This window comes from Streptomyces sp. NPDC001728 (assembly GCF_040297565.1).
GTDB lineage: Bacteria > Actinomycetota > Actinomycetes > Streptomycetales > Streptomycetaceae > Streptomyces.
This window is the reverse complement of sequence record NZ_JBEOZK010000007.1, coordinates 107265-123512: the sequence shown is the minus strand read 5'-3', so window position 1 is coordinate 123512 and position 16248 is coordinate 107265. Positions and strand designations below refer to the sequence as shown.

The 16248-nt window shown below is 73.4% G+C and carries 11 protein-coding genes; 3 read left to right on the top strand and 8 right to left on the bottom strand.

Features of this window, described 5'->3' with window-relative positions:
• Positions 1-22: 22 nt before the first annotated feature.
• From ABT154_RS13335 to ABT154_RS13325, 3 genes are all read right to left on the bottom strand, one after another.
• Positions 23-1876, bottom strand: a complete 1854-nt coding sequence (locus ABT154_RS13335; RefSeq protein WP_351856610.1) for an acetolactate synthase large subunit — start codon at positions 1874-1876, stop codon at positions 23-25.
• Between the two features lie 228 nt (positions 1877-2104).
• A complete protein-coding gene (locus ABT154_RS13330; RefSeq protein ID WP_502969496.1) occupies positions 2105-4957 on the bottom strand; it encodes a putative bifunctional diguanylate cyclase/phosphodiesterase in 2853 nt (950 codons plus the stop codon).
• Positions 4958-5658: 701 nt separating this feature from the next.
• Positions 5659-6624 carry a 2-hydroxyacid dehydrogenase gene (locus ABT154_RS13325; RefSeq protein ID WP_351856609.1) on the bottom strand — a complete coding sequence of 322 codons (966 nt, stop codon included), beginning with the start codon at positions 6622-6624 and terminating at the stop codon, positions 5659-5661.
• Between the two features lie 75 nt (positions 6625-6699).
• Between ABT154_RS13325 and ABT154_RS13320 the strand changes: the two genes are divergently transcribed.
• From ABT154_RS13320 to ABT154_RS13310, 3 genes are all read left to right on the top strand, one after another.
• On the top strand, positions 6700-7722 hold the full coding sequence (locus ABT154_RS13320; protein ID WP_351856607.1) for an aldo/keto reductase: 1023 nt from the start codon (positions 6700-6702) through the stop codon (positions 7720-7722).
• 101 nt (positions 7723-7823) lie between these two features.
• Positions 7824-8957 (top strand): PQQ-dependent sugar dehydrogenase, encoded by a 1134-nt coding sequence (locus ABT154_RS13315; protein ID WP_351856605.1) that lies wholly within the window; start codon positions 7824-7826, stop codon positions 8955-8957.
• A 14-nt stretch (positions 8958-8971) separates the two neighbouring features.
• Complete coding sequence (locus ABT154_RS13310; protein ID WP_351856603.1) at positions 8972-9436, top strand: DUF6191 domain-containing protein; 465 nt, start codon at positions 8972-8974, stop codon at positions 9434-9436.
• Here the strand turns inward: ABT154_RS13310 and ABT154_RS13305 are convergent.
• The 5 genes from ABT154_RS13305 to ABT154_RS13285 form a co-directional block, all read right to left on the bottom strand.
• On the bottom strand, positions 9320-12376 hold the full coding sequence (locus tag ABT154_RS13305) for a helix-turn-helix transcriptional regulator (protein WP_351856601.1): 3057 nt from the start codon (positions 12374-12376) through the stop codon (positions 9320-9322). The genes ABT154_RS13310 and ABT154_RS13305 overlap by 117 nt on opposite strands.
• 7 nt (positions 12377-12383) lie before the next feature.
• Positions 12384-12581 carry a hypothetical protein gene (locus ABT154_RS13300; RefSeq protein ID WP_351856599.1) on the bottom strand — a complete coding sequence of 66 codons (198 nt, stop codon included), beginning with the start codon at positions 12579-12581 and terminating at the stop codon, positions 12384-12386.
• Positions 12582-12729: 148 nt separating this feature from the next.
• Positions 12730-13350, bottom strand: a complete 621-nt coding sequence (locus tag ABT154_RS13295; protein ID WP_351856597.1) for a hypothetical protein — start codon at positions 13348-13350, stop codon at positions 12730-12732.
• Positions 13351-13385: 35 nt separating this feature from the next.
• The gene (locus tag ABT154_RS13290; protein ID WP_351856595.1) at positions 13386-13949 is read right to left on the bottom strand and encodes a GNAT family N-acetyltransferase; all 564 of its coding nucleotides are present in this window, start codon (positions 13947-13949) and stop codon (positions 13386-13388) included.
• Positions 13927-16173, bottom strand: coding sequence for an MMPL family transporter (locus ABT154_RS13285; RefSeq protein WP_351856593.1), 2247 nt, complete (start codon positions 16171-16173; stop codon positions 13927-13929). The genes ABT154_RS13290 and ABT154_RS13285 overlap by 23 nt, the downstream gene beginning before the upstream one ends.
• Positions 16174-16248 lie beyond the last annotated feature (75 nt).

Genomic DNA, 16248 nt, shown 5'->3' with positions numbered 1-16248 from the left:
TCGCTCTGCTTCGTTCCGCGCTTCAGTCGTCTTCGCCGTCGCCGAAGTCGGGGCGGACGCCCCGGGCGGCCATCACCTCGTCGTTCGAGGTGCCGGCGGCGACCATCGGCCAGACCTGGGCGTCCTCGTGGACGATGAAGTCGACCACGACCGGACGGTCGTTGATGGCGTTGGCCTCGGCGATGACCTTGTCCAGGTCGGCCGGGTCCTCACAGCGCAGGGCGACACAGCCCATGGCCTCGGAGAGCTTGACGAAGTCGGGGACGCGGGTGCCCTTGTTCGCCTGGACGTCGTCCGGGCCGGAGTGCAGGACCGTGTTCGAGTAGCGCTGGTTGTAGAAGAGGGTCTGCCACTGGCGGACCATCCCGAGGGCGCCGTTGTTGATGATGGCGACCTTGATCGGGATGTTGTTCAGGGCGCAGGTGGTGAGCTCCTGATTGGTCATCTGGAAGCAGCCGTCGCCGTCGATCGCCCAGACCGGGCGGTCGGGCATGCCGGCCTTGGCGCCCATCGCGGCGGGGACCGCGTAACCCATCGTCCCGGCGCCGCCGGAGTTCAGCCAGGTGGCCGGACGCTCGTAGTCGATGAAGTGGGCGGCCCACATCTGGTGCTGGCCGACGCCCGCCGCGAAGATCGTGTCGTCGGGGGCGAGCTGTCCGATGCGCTGGATGACCTGCTGCGGCGAGAGGCTGCCGTCCTCCGGCAGGTCGTAGCCGAGCGGGTAGGTCTCGCGCCAGCGGTTCAGGTCGCTCCACCATGCGGTGTAGTCGCCCTTGTTGCCCTCGCTGTGCTCGGCCTGGACGGCCTGCACCAGGTCGGCGATGACCTCGCGGGCGTCACCGACGATCGGGACGTCGGCGGCACGGTTCTTGCCGATCTCGGCCGGGTCGATGTCCGCGTGGACGATCTTGGCGTACGGGGCGAAGCTGTCGAGCTTGCCGGTGACGCGGTCGTCGAAGCGGGCGCCGAGCGCGACGATCAGGTCGGCCTTCTGCAGCGCGGTGACGGCGGCGACCGCACCGTGCATGCCGGGCATGCCCACGTGCAGCGGGTGGCTGTCGGGGAACGAGCCCAGGGCCATCAGGGTGGTGGTGACCGGGGCGCCGGTCAGCTCGGCGAGGATCTTCAGCTCGGCGGTCGCGCCGGCCTTGATGACACCGCCGCCGACGTACAGGACCGGGCGCTTGGCCGCGCTGATCAGCTTGGCGGCCTCGCGGATCTGCTTGGCGTGCGGCTTGGTGACCGGACGGTAGCCGGGCAGGTCGGTCTGCGGCGGCCAGCTGAAGGTGGTCTTCGCCTGGAGGGCGTCCTTGGCGATGTCGACCAGGACCGGGCCCGGGCGGCCGGTGGAGGCGATGTGGAAGGCCTCGGCGATCGTCCGCGGGATGTCCTCGGCCTTGGTGACGAGGAAGTTGTGCTTGGTGATCGGCATCGTGATGCCGCAGATGTCCGCCTCCTGGAAGGCGTCCGTGCCGATCGCCTTCGAGGCGACCTGGCCGGTGATCGCGACCAGCGGGACGGAGTCCATGTGCGCGTCGGCGATCGGGGTGACGAGGTTGGTGGCGCCCGGTCCCGAGGTCGCCATGCAGACGCCGACCTTGCCGGTCGCCTGGGCGTAGCCGGTGGCCGCGTGCCCCGCGCCCTGCTCGTGGCGGACCAGGATGTGGCGCACCCGCTTCGAGTCCATCATCGGGTCGTAGGCGGGAAGGATCGCGCCGCCGGGGATGCCGAAGACCGTGTCGGCACCCACCTCCTCGAGAGAACGGATGAGGGACTGCGCACCCGTGACGTGCTCGACGGTGATGGCGGGCTGCTGCGCGCCGCTACGGGGCCGCGGCTGCGGATGGTGCCCGGTGGCCTGGTCGGTCATCAGCATCTCTTCTCGAAGCAGAGGGTTTTTGCGAGGTGTTTTGCGGGGATTTGCTGCGACTTCGGGGTGAGTCGGTGCAACAAAAAACCCCTCGTGCCGGGAGGCAAGCGAGGGGAGCGCGTCGGGTGCGTTCTAAGCCGGGCCTACGGTGGCCCTGCTTCAGCCGACGCGCTTTCCAAGTACGAGAATTCGGGTGCGCATGGCACTGACCCTCCCTCCCAGCCCTCGCCACTGTCAAGTGGGTGGGACGGGCGTCTCAGTATTTGAGCGGAACGGGGGACGGTTCCCGGCCCGCACCGGGGCCGCTCCGGGCAGTGGGTACTCGTCCCGCACCAGGGCCCTGCGCAGCCGGTACTCGTCGAGCGGACCCGAGAAGGCCATGCCCTGCGCGTGGCCGCATCCCATCGCCCGCAGGGCGACGACCTGCTCCGGCACGTCGACACCCTCGGCGACGGTCTGCACGCCGAGTTCACCGGCGATACGGAGCACCCCGCGGGTGATCTTGCGGAGCCGGGCCGACTCGACCACGCCCTCGACGAGCCCCCGGTCCAGTTTCAGTATGTCGACCGGAAGCCGCCTGAGCGCGTTGATCGCCATGTGTCCGCTGCCGAATCCGTCCAGCGAGATCCGCACCCCGAGGCGGCGCAGGGCGACCAGCCGCTGTTCCAGCTCGTCCAGGGAGATCCGGGGGTCGCTGTCGGCCAGCTCGACGATCAGCGAGCCGGACGGCAGCCCGTGCCGGGTGAGCAGGGACTCGACGGAGCCGAGCGGCAGCGAGCGGTCCAGGAGGCGGCGGGCCGAGAGGCGGATGCACACGGGCGTCCGGTGGCCGATTCCCGCCCGCTCGGCGGCCTGCTCCACGGCCTCTTCGAGGAGCCAGCGGCCCAGTTCGGCGGTGCGCTCGCCGTCGTCGGCGACCCGGAGGAACTCGGCGGGGGTGAAGAGGATGCCCTGGGTCGAGCGCCAGCGCGCCTGGGCACTCACGGCGGAGATCCGGCCGGTGGCGAGGTCGACGACGGGCTGGTGGAGCAGGGCGAACTCGCCGTCGTGGAGCGCGGTGCGCAGCCGGGCGGCCAGTTCCGTCCGGCGGACGACCTCGGCCTGCATCTGGGGCGCGTAGAGCTCGACGCGGTCCTTGCCGGCCGCCTTGGCCCGGTACATGGCGAGGTCGGCGTTGCGCAGGAGTTCACCGGCCTCCATGCCGGGCTCGGCGAAGGCGACGCCGATGGAGGCGGCGACCCGCACCTCGGCGCCGCCGTCGACGCGGTAGGGCCGGGAGAGCGTGAGCCGGAGCCGGTCGGCGATCTCCTGGACCTGGCTCTCGCGGGCGGCCCGCTCACGGCCGGCGTCGCCGAGGATGAGGGCGGCGAACTCGTCGCCGCCGAGCCGGGCGGCGGTGTCCCCGGAGCGGACGGACTCGTGGAGGCGGCGGGCGGCCTGGACGAGCAGGTCGTCGCCCGCCTGGTGGCCGAGGCGGTCGTTGACGCCCTTGAAGCCGTCGAGGTCGATGAAGAGCACGGCGGTGCCCTGGTCGGAGGCCCGTCGGCCGCCGAGCGCCTGCCGGACCCGCCGGGTGAACAGCGCGCGGTTGGGCAGGTCGGTGAGCGGGTCGTGCTCGGCGTTGTGCTGCAACTGGGCCTGGAGCCGGACGCGTTCGGTGACGTCCCGGCTGTTGAAGATCAGGCCGCCCTGATGCCGGTTGACCGTGGACTCGACGTTGAGCCAGTTGCCGCGCCCCGAGCTGAACCGGCACTCGATGCGGGTGGTGGGCTCCTCGGCGGGCGAGACGGCCAGGAAGCGGCGCACCTCGTGGACGACGGCGCCGAGGTCGTCGGGGTGGATCAGCGAGGACAGCTCGGTGCCGATCAGCTCCTCGGCATCGCGCCCGTACACCCCGGCGGCGGCGGGGCTGACGTAGCGGAGTGTCCCGGTGGGCGCGGCGATCATGATGACGTCGCTGGAGCCCTGCACGAGTGACCGGAAGTGGTTCTCCTTCTGGGCCAGTTCGTGGGTGAGGGCGATGTTGTCGATGAGCATGATGCCCTGCCGTACGACGAGGGCGAGGACGACCATGCAGCCCGTGAGGACGACGAAGCGGTCGACCCTGCGTCCCTCGACCACGTTGTAGAGGATGCCGAGGGTGCAGACGGCGGCGGCGAGGTACGGGGTGAGCGCGGCGAGCGATCCGGCCACCGGGCGGCTGTGCAGCCAGGGGCCGCGCGCGGTGGTGACGGCGTCCGGGAGCCTGCGTACGCCCCAGGGCGCGTACGCGAGCAGCAGGGAGCCCGCGAACCAGCCGGCGTCGAGCAGCTGCCCGGAGGCGTAGTGCTCGCGGAGCAGCGGTGAGGTGAACAGGGCGTCGCACAGCACGGTCAGGGCGAGTGCGGCGATGGCGGTGTTGGTCGCCGAGCGGTTCACCTGCGAGCGCCGGAAGTGCAGCACCAGGACCATGCTGACCAGGACGATGTCGAGCAGTGGGTACGCGAGCGACAGCGCGGCCTGCGCGACCGGTTCGTTCTCGAACCGGGCCGTGCGCGCGAGGGCCAGGCTCCAGGAGAGCGTCAGGAGCGAGCCCCCGATGAGCCAGGCGTCGAGCGCCAGGCAGACCCAGCCGGCCCGGGTGACGGGCTTCTTGGCCAGGACGAGGAGGCCGACGATGGCGGGCGGCGCGAAGAGTAAGAAGAAGAGGTCGGCGACGGAGGAGTCCGGCACCTCCGTGCGGAGCACGACCTCGTACCACCCCCAGATGCCGTTGCCCGCGGAGGCCATGAACGAGGAGAAGGCGAAGAGCAGCCAGGCCGGGCGGTCGCTGCCGCGGTGGGCGCGGGCGTAGAGGAAGCAGGAGACCGCCGCGGTGAGCGCGGCGGCGCTCAGCCCGAAATCGCCCATGAACAGGGCGAGTCGAGGGGAGCCCCAGCCGAGCGAGGCCCCGGTGGTGTAGCCGGCGCAGATCAGCCCCAGGGCGATCTGGGCGAGGACCGCGCCGGGGCCGGGGCCGCCGGGGTCCGGGCGCGCGCTGCCGCCCCCCGCGTCGCCCGCGGCGGTTCCGACGGGGGGACGCGTGAGGACCGCGCCGGGGGCGCTCACCGGTTCCTCCGGTGTCGCACCGCCGCACCCGGCCGGGTCGTGCGGGCGCGCCGGCGGCTCGCCGGGGCCCCCGGGGGCGTGGCCGTCGCAGTCGTCGGGGCCTGCGGGGTCCCGTACGGCCGGGGGCTCCGTCGCCGGGGCGGCGGCCCCGCCCGCCTCGTGGGCGTCTTGGGGCTCCCCGTGGTGGCGGACGGGCGGCGCGGTGCCGTCCGGGCGGCCCGGCGGTTCGGCGCCCCGGCCTCCGTCGTCCGCACCGGGTCCGGTGCGCGGTGCGGCGCTCCCGGTCGTGGTGGCCGGTGGCCCGGCGGCACGGGGCGCGCGGTGGGGCGCGGCCTGGTCCGGCACGGAACGTGCGAGGTCCGCGGTGACGCGCGGAAGGCTCGCCGACGGCGGCGTCGCCGCGTCGGATCGTCGGTCCTCCGGCCGTGCTTCACCTGTCGCCCCCCTCGAACTCTGATGACCCGTCACTTCGCTCCCCGGCGTCAGCCCGTACTCGACGCAGTCCCCCGATCCCGGACGATACACCAGGACCGTCACTCAGGGACAGGGTCGCAGTACTCTCCGTGACGACCGAGGGCTCGTACGCGGCGCGTGTCGGGGGCGCGAACCACCCGACCGGCCGTACGCGGCCGGGCCGGCGCCGTCCCACCGGCGCCCGCCGCCGCTCCCCCGGCCGCTCCGCCCTCGTCGGCGGGCACGGTTCAGCCGGTGGTGACGAGGACGTTGGCCAGTTCCTCGCCCGCCGCGAACCGTCGCAGCTGTCCCGCGATCAGCCGCTTCGCCCTCGGCATGAAGGCCGAGGTGGAACCTCCCACATGGGGACTGATCAGGACACCCGGAGCGTGCCACAACGGGTGCCCGGACGGCAGCGGTTCCGGGTCGGTGACATCGAGCGCCGCCGTGATCCGGCCGCTCTCCACCTCCTTGAGCAGCGCGGCGGTGTCCACGACCGGCCCCCGGGCGACGTTCACCAGGAGGGCGCCCTCCTTCATCCGCGCCAGGAACCCGGCGTCGACGAGATGCCTGGTCGCGGGCGTGAGCGGGGTGGAGAGGACGACCACGTCCGCCTCCGGGAGCAGGGCGGGCAGCTCGCCCAGGGGGTGGACCTCGCCGCGCGCTGTGGTGCGCGCGGAGCGTGCGACGCGCGCCACCCGCGCGCACTCGAAGGGTGCGAGCCGGTCCTCGATGGCCGCGCCGATCGATCCGTACCCGACGATCAGGACGGACTTGTCGGCGAGGGCCGGGTAGAAGCCGGCCCGCCACTCCTCGGCGTCCTGGCCCCGGACGAAGCCGGGGATGCCGCGCAGCGAGGCCAGGATCAGCGCGAGGGTGAGTTCGGCGGTGCTGGCCTCGTGGACGCCCTTCGCGTTGCAGAGGGCGACGCCCGGTGGCAGCGAGGGAATGCCGGGGGTGACGTGGTCGATGCCCGCGGACAGGGTCTGCACGGCCCGTACGGAGGTCATCGCGGCCAGCGGCCGTACGGCGATCTCGGAGCCCTTCATGTACGGGACGACGTAGAACGCGCAGCGGGCCGGATCGGCCGGGAACTCCGGTCCGCCGTCCCAGAAGCGGTAGTTCAGGCCCGATTCGCCCGGTGCGGGGAGTCCCTCGATCTCCTCCGCCGGAATCGGAAGCCACACGTCAGCGGTCATGTCTTCGCATCTCATGACCGGGAGGCTATGCGAAGAATCCCGGCCGCCATTGGTTACTTTGGGGGACGGCACAGGGAGGGGTACCGGCAGGTGGAGCGCAGGACTATCGGGGCGACGGCGCTCGGCGTGGGTGCGGTCGGCCTGGGGTGCATGCCGATGAGCTGGGCGTACAGCCGTTCGGAACAGCGGGGGGACCGCTCGCTGCGGACCGTGCACGCGGCGCTCGACGCCGGGGTGAGCCTGCTCGACACCGCCGACATGTACGGACCGTTCACCAACGAGCTTCTGTTGGGGCGGGTGTTGAAGGAGCGGCGGGCGGAGATCTTCGTCTCGACGAAGTGCGGACTGCTGATCGGCGACGGCGGGGATCGGCGGCACGTGGTCGCCGACGGCAGGCCGGGGTACGTGCGTCGGGCCTGCGACGCCTCCCTCCGCCGGCTCCGGACCGATGTGATCGACCTCTACCAGCTGCACCGCGCCGACCCCGAGGTGCCGGTCGAGGAGACCTGGGGCGCGATGGCCGAGCTGGTCTCGGCGGGCAAGGTGCGGGCGCTCGGCCTGTGCGCCGTCGGCAGCCGGTCGGCCCGCCGGGGCGCCACGGGCGTCAGCCGTGACGGGTACGAGGGAACGATCCGCCAACTGGAGCGGATCCAGCAGGTGTTCCCGGTGGCGGCGGTGCAGGCCGAGCTGTCGGTGTGGTCCCAGGAGGCGCTGGTCCGGCTGCTGCCCTGGTGCGTGGCGCGGGGCGTGGGCTTCCTGGCCGCGATGCCGCTGGGGAACGGTTTCCTCACCGGGACGCTGACTCCGGGCGGCGGCTTCGAACCGGACGATCCACGGGCCCGGCACCCCCGCTTCACCGCCGAGATGATGGCGGCGAACCAGCCGCTCGTGGCGGGGCTGCGGCGGGTGGCCGCACGCCACGGCGAGCAGGTCACCCCGGCGCAGGTGGCGCTCGCGTGGGTGCTGGCCCGGGGGCGGCACGTGGTGCCGGTGCCGGGGGCGAAGCGGGAACGGTGGGCGGTGGAGAACGCCCGGTCGGCCGAGCTGAGGCTGACGGCGGGGGACCTGGCGGAGATCGCGGCGCTTCCGGCGCCCCGGGGGTCCTGGGACTGACGGACTTCGCACCCCGCGTGCGCGGACGGGAACCCGATCGGGTCGGGCGGTGTATTCAGGAGTGAAGGGATGCCGCTCGACTCGTCGAAGGGGACCGTGCCATGGGCCGTCCTGCCGTTGTGAAGGCCCTGTGGGGCGCCGCCGTGCTCGTGCTGGTCGCGGGCTGCTCCTCGGGGGACACCGGGGACCGGCCGGGTACGGCCCCGCCGGCGTCGGCCTCCGCGCGGCCCTCCGCTCACCCGTCCGGCGGCTCCACGGCCCCGGGCGGCCGGGTGACGGTGACGGGGACGCTCACCGAGGGGCTGAAGTCGCCCTGGGGGCTCGCCGAGCTGCCGGACGGCGATCTGCTGGTCTCCTCGCGGGACGAGCGGACGATCACCCGGGTCGACGGCCGGACCGGGGCGAAGACCCCGCTCGGCGAGGTGCCCGGGGTCGTACCGGGCGGTGAGGGCGGGCTGCTGGGAATCGCCGTACGGGACGGCTGGCTGTACGCGTACCTCACGGCCGCGTCCGACAACCGCATCGTCCGCATGCGGTACGGGGGCGGGGAAGGCGACCGGCCGGGCGCTCCCGAGCCGGTGCTGACCGGCATCCCCAAGGGGATCGTGCACAACGGCGGGCGGATCGCCTTCGGGCCGGACGGCATGCTGTACGCGGGGACCGGCGAGACCGGCCGGACCGGTCTGGCCCAGGACCGCAACTCGCTCGGCGGGAAGATCCTTCGGATGACACCGGAGGGCCGGCCGGCGCCGGGCAATCCCTTCCCCGGGTCGACGGTCTACTCGTACGGCCACCGCAATGTGCAGGGGCTCGCCTGGGACCCGGCGGGGCACCTGTGGGCGTCCGAGTTCGGCCAGGACACCTGGGACGAGCTGAATCTGGTGCTGCCGGGGAGGAACTACGGCTGGCCGGTGGTCGAGGGGCGGGCCGGGCGGAAGGGCTTCGTGGACCCGGTGGCCGAGTGGCCCACCTCGGAGGCCTCGCCCAGCGGGATCGCGTACGCGCGGGGCGCGATCTGGATGGCCGCGCTCAGGGGCCAGCGGCTGTGGCGGATCCCGATCCGCGGCACGGAACGCTCGGGGGACCCCCGAGCGTTCCTCACACAGGAGTACGGGCGCCTGCGGACGGTCCTCGCGGGGGGCGGCGGGCGGCTCTGGCTGGTGACGAGCGAGACCGACACCCGGGGGACCCCCGGGCCGGGCGACGACCGGATCCTCCGGCTGGAGGTGAGCTGAAGGAGGCGGTGACCGTGTTCGGTGGACTGGACGAGTTCTTCGCGCCGGGGCGCAGGCACACCGAGGAGGAGCTGCGCAGGCAGGCTCTGACCAGGGAGGACCCGGGGGACGCCGATCCCTCCCGGGGTCCGATAGACCTGCGCTCGGGCCGGGTGACGATACGGGCCGCCCGCCCGGCCCCGGAGGACGGGGCCGCGGACGGGACAGCGGACGGGGCCGCGGACGGCGGGCGCGACGGCACCGCCGGGCCGGAGGCGGAGGACGCCGCCGGGCCGGAGGCGGAGGACGCCGCCGGGCCGGAGGCGGAGGACGGCGGCAGGCCGGCGGCGGAGGACGGCGGCGGGCCGGACGGGACCGGTGGGTCAGAGGGCGCTGTCGAGGAGGTGGAGGCGGTGGGCCAGGGCGGCGGCCTCGCCCCGGCCGGCGACGCCGAGCTTGGCGAGGATGTTGGAGACGTGGACGCTGGCGGTCTTCGGTGAGATGAACAGCTCCTCGGCGATCTGCCGGTTGGTGCGGCCGGCCGCGACCAGGCGCAGCACGCCCTGCTCGCGGGGGGTCAGACCGAAGCCGTCCTCGCCGGGGTCGACGGCGACGGCGGACGGCTTCTCGGGGCTGAGCGAGAGCCGGGCGCGGGCGGCGAGGAGTTCCACGTCCTCGCGGAGCGGACGGGCGCCGAGCCGGGAGGCGGTGGCGTGGGCCTCGCGGAGCAGCGCGGCGGCCTCCTCGCGGCGGCCCCCCTCGACGAGCAGGGCGTCGGCGAGGCGGTGGCGGGCGCGGGCCAGCTCGGCGGGTCGGTCGAGGGACGCGTAGGCGGCGACGGTCTCGGCCCGGCGGAGGGCGGACTCACGGCCCTCGGCGCGGGCGAGCTCCTCGGAGACCTGCCGGGCGTGGGCGGCCCAGACGGGGGACGGGGCGGCGAGGCTCCGGACGCAGCGGCGGATCGCGTCGAGCGCCTCGGCGCGGCCCTCGTCGGCGGCGGGCAGCCCCCGGCTGTCGGCCTCGGCGGTGGCGGCGGAGAGGACGAGCGGCCAGCCGTAGCGGTGGGTGCCGGGCGGGAAGCCGGCCTGTTCGGCGGCGGCGAGCAGGGCCCGGACGTCCGTGACGCGCCCCTCGGCGGCGGCGACGGCGATCTCGATCTGCGCCATGGGCAGGGTGTACTGCGGGATGGGGTCGCGGGTGCCGTAGACGGCCCTGGCCTCGGCGAGATGGCCGCGGGCCGCGTCGAGTTCGCCCCGGGCCGCGGCGAGCTGGGCGAGCCGGAGGGAGGCCGAGCCACGCGGCTTGGTGCTGGTCGCCGAGCGGAGCAGCCGTTCGGAGGCCTCCTGGGCCTCGTCCCAGCGGCCCAGGGAGACCAGGGACTCGGCCCGGTTGGCCTCGACCCAGCCGACGCTGTCGACGAGGCCGTAGGAGCGGGCGAGGCGGATGCCTTCGTCGGACACCTCGACGGCCTCGCGGGAGCGGCCGAGGGCCTCCAGGGAGGAGGCGAGGTTGATGTGGGCGCGGGAGGCCTCGTTGAACTGGCCGAGGGCGATGGCCCGTTCGCGTACCTCGCGCATCTCGGCGAGACCGGCCTCGACGTCCCCGGCGGCGGCCATGAGGGTGCCGAGGGTGAGGCGGGCGTTGAGTTCGATGGACTCGGCCTTGACGTGCCGGGCGTACTCGACGGCGCGTTCGGCGGCGCTGAGGGCTTCGGGGCCGGGGTTGCGGAGCATGCCCCAGCCGGCGGCGCCGACGAGGACGACGGCGTGGACGGCGGACGGCGGGAGGCCCTTGACGAGTTCCTGGGCGCGGGCGATCTCCTCCCAGCCGTCGCCCCGGCCGAGGTTGGACTGGAGGCGGGCCTTCTCGGTCCAGAACCAGGCGGCGCGCAGGGGGTCGTTCTCCTCGGCGTCCTCCAGGAGGCGCAGGGCCGTCCTGCCGATCTTCAGGGCCCGTTCGCGGTCGCCGCTGAGCCGGGCGGCGACCGCGGCCTCGGCGAGCAGGTCGAGGTAGCTGAGGGCGGTGGTCTCGGGGTCGCAGCCGCAGGGCGGGTAGGCCTCGGCGTAGTCCATGGGCCGGAGCGCGCGGCGGATCTCCTCGGGGGCCTCGTCCCAGAGTTCCATGGCGCGTTCGAGGAGCCGCAGCTGCTCGGCGTAGGCGTGGCGCTTGCGGGTGGCGACGGCGGCGCCGAGGACGGCGGGGAGGGCCTTGGAGGAGTCGTGCGCGTGGTACCAGTACGTGGCGAGCCGGGTGGCCCGTTCCTCGGCGCGGACCAGCCCGGGGTCGGCCTCCAGGGCTTCGGCGTAGCGCCGGTTGAGGCGGGAGCGCTCGCCGGGCAGCAGGTCGTCGCTGACGGCCTCGCGGACCAGGGAGTGGCGGAAGCGGTAGCCGTCGCCGTCGGGGACGGCGAGCAGGAGGTTGGCGCCGACGGCGGCCCGGAGCGCCTCGATGAGTTCGTCCTCGGTGAGCCGGGAGACGGCGGCGAGCAGCCCGTACTCGACGGTCGAGCCGCCCTCGGCGACGATCCTGGCGACCCGCTGGGCGTCCTCGGGGAGCGTCTCGACCCGGACGAGCAGGAGGTCGCGCAGGGAGTCGCTGAGCTGGCCGGGGGCGCAGCCCGCCTCGTGGGAGACGACGAGTTCCTCGACGAAGAAGGCGTTGCCGTCGGAGCGTTCGAAGACCTCTTCGACGAGTCCGGGGTCGGGTTCGGCGGCGAGGATGCCGGTGAGCTGGCGGTGCACCTCGGTGCGGGTGAAGCGGGAGAGTTCGATGCGGCGGATGGTGCGGAGCCGGTCGAGTTCGGCGAGGAGGGGGCGCAGCGGGTGGCGGCGGTGGATGTCGTCGGCGCGGTAGCTGGCGACGACCACGATCCGGCCGCGGCGGAGGGTGCGCAGGAGGTAGGTGAGGAGGTGCCGGGTGGAGGTGTCGGCCCAGTGCAGGTCCTCGAGGACGAGCACGATCGTGCGGTCGGCGGCGAGCCGTTCCAGGAGCCGTACGGTCAGCTCGAAGAGCCGGGCGGTGGAGTCCTCGTCGGAGGTCTCGTGGCTGCCGGGGTCGCCCAGTTCGGGCAACAGCCGGGCGAGTTCGCCCTGCTGGCCGTCGGCGGCGGCGGTGAGTTCGCCGGGCAGCCTGCGGTGCAGTGAGCGCAGCGCGGTGGAGAAGGGGGCGAACGGCAGGCCGTCGGCGCCGAGTTCGACGCAGCCGCCGAGGCCGATGACGGCGCCCCGGTCGCAGGCCGTGTCGAGGAACTCCTCGATCAGCCGGGTCTTGCCGACGCCCGCCTCGCCGCCGATGAGCAGGGCCTGGGGCTCTCCCGCGGTCGCGCGGGAGAGCGCCTCGGTGAGGGCGGTGAGTTCGCCGGCGCGGCCGACGAAGACGGGGCTGACTGACCTGGTCTCCACGGCGCCGAGCATCGCACAGACATCCGTTCCGTCGCTCATACGGGGGTCACGCGGCCCGGACGAAGCGGCCTCGGCCGCTCTCGCTCACCCGCCCCTCCGTGTCATGGCCGCCGTTGCGGCGGCCGAAGCGGCGCAGCCCCCGGCGGGCGCCGACGGCCGCGGCGGCCTCGTGGCCGAGGCGCTCGGCGGCTGCGCGGCGGATGAGCTCGGCGTGGTTCATGCGCTGGATCTCGTACTCGAACATCGGGTGCTCCCCCGGGTTTCTCGGTTTCGGTATCGCTCCTTGCGATGCCTCTACTTTCGTCGCCCAGGGGGTGCCGCCACATCGGGCGTGTGCCGCATGTTCGGGGTGCGGGGGGCCTTAGACGGGTCCCAGGGGTGCCTTAGGCGCCTCAGGATCCGGCGGTCGGGAGGCTCAGGAACAGGTCGAAGTAGGTACCCACCGAGAGGAGCAGTCCGAGGCCGCCGAGAACGGCGCCCGCGACGGCGACCGCGCGGACCCAGGCGGGACGTCCGGGGAGGATGAGCACGAGGACGGCGACGAAGAGGGCGACGAAGGCGAAGACGCCGTTCACCAGGGCGGTGCTGTGCCAGGCGTCGCCGTAGATCTCGGAGATCTGCTGGGCCGGGGTGCCCGAGCCGGAGGTCTTGATCTGTCCGACGAGCGTCTCGCGCTCGGAGACGACCTTGCCGGTCCAGGTGCCGGTGAGTGCGACGACACCGAGGGCGGCGGAGACCACGGCGGCGGCGGCGCCACCGATGCCGGCCGAGGCGGGGGCCGTCTCCGAGGACAGCTCCTCGCCGTCCTCGTCGAACGCGTCGTCCCCGGTGGCCCCGGCGGCCTCGCCGACCTGGTCGACCTGGTTGCCCTTGTCGCCCTTGTCGCCCTTGTCGAGCAGGTCCGGGGTGGTGTCCTCGACGGGCCCGATCGCGGCGGTACCGGCGGCCTCGGCGGACGTCGCGCTCTCCGCGCTCTCGCCGGTCTTCTTCTCTGTCGTCGTCCTGGTGTCCATGCGGCGCACGCTAGGCGGCCCACATGAGAACCGCCTTAAGACGCCTCGGCCTTCGCCGCGCGCCACTCGGGGGCGAGGACCGCCCAGACCTCCGTGTCGGCCCGGACGCCCCGGTACGGGTAGTTCTCCCGCAGGACGCCCTCCTTGGTCATGCCGAGGCGGCGGGCGACGGCGACGCTGGGCTCGTTCTTCGTGGAGGCGTACCACTCGACGCGGTGGATGCCGCGCTCCTCGATCGCCCAGTCGATGATGACCCGGCAGGCCCGGGTGATCAGACCCTTCCCGGCGGCGGAGGGCTCCAGCCAGCAGCCCGCCTCGGCGGTGCCGTACGCCGCGTCGAAGGTACGGAAGAGGACGCCGCCGACGAGGGTGCCGCCGGTCCAGATGCCGTAGAGGCGTCCGGTGTCGTTCGCGGCCTTCTCGGCGTACGAGCGGAGGTAGGCGGCGGCGGAGTCCAGGTCCGCGACGGCGTCCGCCAGCCCGATGTGCTGCCCGACGAACTCCCGGCCCCGGTCCATGTGGGCGAGGAACTCCTCCGCGTGGAAGGGCTCCAGGGGCCTCAGCTCGGCACCGTCGTCACCCAGCGATATCGCGAACATCCTCGTTCCTCTCCTCCGCAGCCTGAACCGTCACACGCTGTGCCGGTATTTTCCCACGCGCGTCGGCCGCCTCGCGGCACTCGGGCGGTTCGATGCTGATCCGGGGCAGCAGGCGGTCGAGCCACCGGGGCAGCCACCAGTTCGCCCCGCCGAGCAGATGCATCAGGGCGGGGACGAGCAGGGTCCGCAGGACGAAGGCGTCGAGGGCGACGGCCGCGGCGAGCGCGATGCCGAACATGGCGATCACCCGGTCGCCGGAGAGCACGAAGGCGAGGAAGACCGAGATCATGATCACGGCAGCGGAGTTGATCACCCGGCTGGTCTCGGCGAGGCCGACCCGTACCGCCCGCCGGTTGTCACCGGTCTCCAGCCACTCCTCGTACATCCGGCTGACCAGGAAGACCTGGTAGTCCATGGAGAGCCCGAAGAGGACCGAGACCATGATCACCGGAAGGAAGGGTTCGATCGGTCCCGCGCTGCCGAGCCCGAGGAGTTCGCTCCCCCAGCCCCACTGGAAGATCGCCACGACGACGCCGAAGGCGGCGGCGACGGCCGCGACGTTCATCGCGGCGGCCTTCAGCGGTATGCCGATCGAGCGGAAGGCCAGCAGGAGCAGCAGGCAGCCCAGGGCGATGACGACGCCGACGAAGAGCGGCAGCTTGCCGATGATGATCTCGGCGAAGTCGTCGTACGAGGCGGTGACCCCGCCGACGTGGACCTCCAGGGAGGTGCCGTCCTCGGCCTTCGGCAGGACGTCCTGGCGGAGCCGGTCGACGAGCTCGCTGGTGGCCTTGGACTGCGGCGCGGACTCGGGGACGACGGTGAGTACGGCGGTGTCGCCCGAGCCGTTGTAGGTGACCGGGGAGACGGACGCGACCCCGTGGGTGGCGGAGAGCGCGGCCGGCAGCCGGTCGAGGGCGAGCCGGTCGTCGGCGCCGTCGAGCCCGGCGACCAGGGTGAGGGGGCCGTTGACGCCGGGGCCGAAGCCCTCGGCGAGCAGGTCGTACGCCTTCCGCGTGGTCGCGGTGGCCGGGTTGTTGCCCTGGTCGGAGGTGCCGAGGTGGAGCGAGAGCGTCGGCAGTGCGAGGACACCCATGACGACGGCCGCGACGACGCCGAGGAGCTTGGGGTGCCGCTCGACGAAGGCCGACCAGCGGGCGGCGAAGCCGGTGGGCAGCTCGGGCTGCGGCCCGTGCTCGGCGAGCGCCCGGCGTTCGCGCCGGGACAGGGCCCGCATCCCGATGAAGGAGAGCAGCGACGGCAGGAGGGTGACGGAGGCGGCGACCGTGAGGACCACGGTGAGGGAGGCGGCGATGGCGACGCCGTTGAGGAAGCTGAGCCGCAGGATCAGCATGCCGAGGAGGGCGATGCAGACGGTGGCCCCGGCGAAGACCACCGCGCGGCCGGTGGTGGCGACGGCGGTCTCGGCGGCCTCGGCGACGGAGAGCCCGCGTTTCAGGCCTCTGCGGTGCCGGGTGACGATGAAGAGGGCGTAGTCGATGCCGACGCCCAGGCCCACCAGCATGCCGAGCATGGGGGCGAAGTCGGCGACGGTCATCAGGTGTCCAAGGAGCACGATCCCCGAGTAGGCGATGCCGACGCTGACGAGCGCGGTCGCGATGGGGAGCACGGAGGCGGCGAGGGAGCCGAAGGCGAGGAAGAGGACGGCGGCGGCGACGGCGACGCCGACGACTTCCGCGATGTGCCCGCCGGGGGCCTCGGTGAGGCCGACGGCGCTGCCGCCCAGCTCGACGGAGAGGCCGCCGGCCTCGTCGGCCGCCGCCTTCGCCGTGTCCACCAGCGCGCGGGCCTGCTCGTGCGGGATGTCGTCGGACTGCTCGTCGAAGGTGACGGTGGCGTAGGCGGTGTGCCCGTCCTCGCTGACCTGGCCCCGGGTGTCCCCGTAGGGCGAGGTGACGGCGGCGATGCCGGGCAGGTCGGCGACCTTGTCGAGCATCGTGGTCATCCGCCGCTCGACGGCGTCGGCGCGGACGTTGCCCCGGTCGGTGTGCCAGACGATGGTGTCGCTGTCGCCGCCGAGGCCGTGGAAGCCCTGGTCGAGGAGGGCGGTGGCACGGCCGGACTCGGTGCCGGGGACCTCGTAGTCGTTGGAGTACGCGCTGCCCGCGACGACGGCGGCGGTGCCGACCCCGCCGAGGGCGACGAGCCAGAGCAGTACGGCGACGAGGCGGTGCCTGATGCACCACCGTGCGATGGCTGCCAACGGACGTGCTCCCTGGGTGGTTCGTGGATCTTTCACGGGAGAACGCCCGAAAAGAACGCAAGACCTACGTGGGGC

What these genes read in the sequence shown, in the direction of transcription:
- ABT154_RS13335 (WP_351856610.1), bottom strand. Translation starts at nt 1,876, where the DNA reads ATGCTGATGACCGACCAGGCCACCGGGCACCATCCGCAGCCGCGGCCC.
- ABT154_RS13325 (WP_351856609.1), bottom strand. Translation starts at nt 6,624, where the DNA reads ATGAGATGCGAAGACATGACCGCTGACGTGTGGCTTCCGATTCCGGCG.
- ABT154_RS13315 (WP_351856605.1), top strand. Translation starts at nt 7,824, where the DNA reads ATGGGCCGTCCTGCCGTTGTGAAGGCCCTGTGGGGCGCCGCCGTGCTC.
- ABT154_RS13305 (WP_351856601.1), bottom strand. Translation starts at nt 12,376, where the DNA reads ATGAGCGACGGAACGGATGTCTGTGCGATGCTCGGCGCCGTGGAGACC.
- ABT154_RS13300 (WP_351856599.1), bottom strand. Translation starts at nt 12,581, where the DNA reads ATGTTCGAGTACGAGATCCAGCGCATGAACCACGCCGAGCTCATCCGC.
- ABT154_RS13295 (WP_351856597.1), bottom strand. Translation starts at nt 13,350, where the DNA reads ATGGACACCAGGACGACGACAGAGAAGAAGACCGGCGAGAGCGCGGAG.
- ABT154_RS13290 (WP_351856595.1), bottom strand. Translation starts at nt 13,949, where the DNA reads ATGTTCGCGATATCGCTGGGTGACGACGGTGCCGAGCTGAGGCCCCTG.